1 protein-coding gene and 1 pseudogene are annotated in these 732 nt (G+C 63.8%); both read left to right on the forward strand.

The annotated features are described in order from the left end of the window. On the forward strand, positions 1 to 302 hold a 302-nt coding region (locus EOA33_RS37475), incomplete at its 5' end, for a PfkB family carbohydrate kinase (protein WP_245482601.1). A 245-nt stretch (positions 303 to 547) separates the two neighbouring features. Next, positions 548 to 732: pseudogene (locus tag EOA33_RS37480) on the forward strand (hypothetical protein); the annotation flags it as partial.

Here is a 732-nt window from a genome sequence, read left to right on the forward strand (position 1 = left end):
CGCTGGAAGCGATCCGCAAGGATTGCAAGATCGCCGCCGTCACCCGCTCCGAAAAGGGCTCGGTCATCGTGCGTGGCGACGAGACCGTCACCATCAATGCGACGACGATCCGCGAACTGGTCGACACCACCGGCGCCGGCGACCTCTATGCCGCCGGCTTCCTCTACGGCTACACCGCAGGACGCAGCCTCAAGGAATGCGGCGACCTCGGCTCGCTGGCGGCCGGGCTGGTGATCCAACAGATCGGGCCGCGCCCAAGGCAGAATTTGCGCAGCGCGGCCCAATTGGCGGGGCTGCTTTAGCCTTCATTGCATTGGGCGCGTCGAACGACGCCAACTGTCGCGCGCCTGTCATAGAGCGCACCTACACGCAAACCGAGGCGTCCCGCGACTGACATTTCGGGATGTCCAGTTGGGGTGCAAAAAAATGCAAGACAGCAACCTGTCGGGTCGCTGTGTTTGTCGTTGCTGCCATTTTTGCTTCCTGCTGTAGCCATTTCAATCGGCCGCAGCTGGGGAGGAGAGCGCGTGGCCCGCAAGACAGACACATGACCAGATTTCAAAATCCGACGGATGGGACATCGCAGGATGCCTTGGCGGGCCTCGTCGCCGAGGCGGTGCAGCAGGCACTGGCCCAGCACGGCGTGCTCCTCGATCCGCAAGCGCTGGCTTCAGCCAGCGCCATCGCCGGCGGTTTCGCCGCCGCCTTTTCCTTCCCGCCGCAAACACAGCG

The organism is Mesorhizobium sp. M4A.F.Ca.ET.050.02.1.1, assembly GCF_003997725.1.
Classification (GTDB): domain Bacteria; phylum Pseudomonadota; class Alphaproteobacteria; order Rhizobiales; family Rhizobiaceae; genus Mesorhizobium.